1 rRNA gene is annotated in these 705 nt (G+C 51.6%); it reads right to left on the bottom strand.

Annotation, left to right across the window (positions count from 1 at the left end):
- Positions 1-705, bottom strand: a 23S ribosomal RNA gene (locus tag CHH58_RS17950); the annotation flags it as partial.

The raw sequence follows: 705 nt of genomic DNA, 5'->3' as shown, positions 1-705 counted from the left end.
CTCTCCTACCACTGACATCGTAGATGTCAATCCGCAGCTTCGGTGGTGTGTTTAGCCCCGGTATATTTTCGGCGCAGCGTCACTCGACCAGTGAGCTATTACGCACTCTTTCAATGATGGCTGCTTCTAAGCCAACATCCTGGTTGTCTAAGCAACGCCACATCCTTTTCCACTTAACACACACTTTGGGACCTTAGCTGGCGGTCTGGGCTGTTTCCCTTTCGACCATGAACCTTATCACCCATGGTCTGACTCCCAAAGTAGATTGATTGGCATTCGGAGTTTGACTGAATTCGGTAACCCGATGAGGGCCCCTAGTCCAATCAGTGCTCTACCTCCAACCATCATCCTTTGAGGCTAGCCCTAAAGCTATTTCGGAGAGAACCAGCTATCTCCGTGTTCGATTGGCATTTCACCCCTACCCACACCTCATCCCCGCACTTTTCAACGTGCGTGGGTTCGGGCCTCCAGTCAGTGTTACCTGACCTTCACCCTGGACATGGGTAGATCACACGGTTTCGGGTCTACGACCACCTACTATATCGCCCTATTCAGACTCGCTTTCGCTGCGGCTCCGTCTATACAACTTAACCTTGCAGGGGATCGTAACTCGCCGGTCCATTCTACAAAAGGTACGCCGTCACCCATTAACGGGCTTCGACTACTTGTAGGCACACGGTTTCAGGATCTATTTCACTCCCCTTC

Source organism: Terribacillus saccharophilus, assembly GCF_002272745.1.
Classification (GTDB): domain Bacteria; phylum Bacillota; class Bacilli; order Bacillales; family Amphibacillaceae; genus Terribacillus; species Terribacillus saccharophilus_B.
Note: the sequence above shows the minus strand (reverse complement) of the source record. Positions and strands in the feature narration are given on the sequence as shown.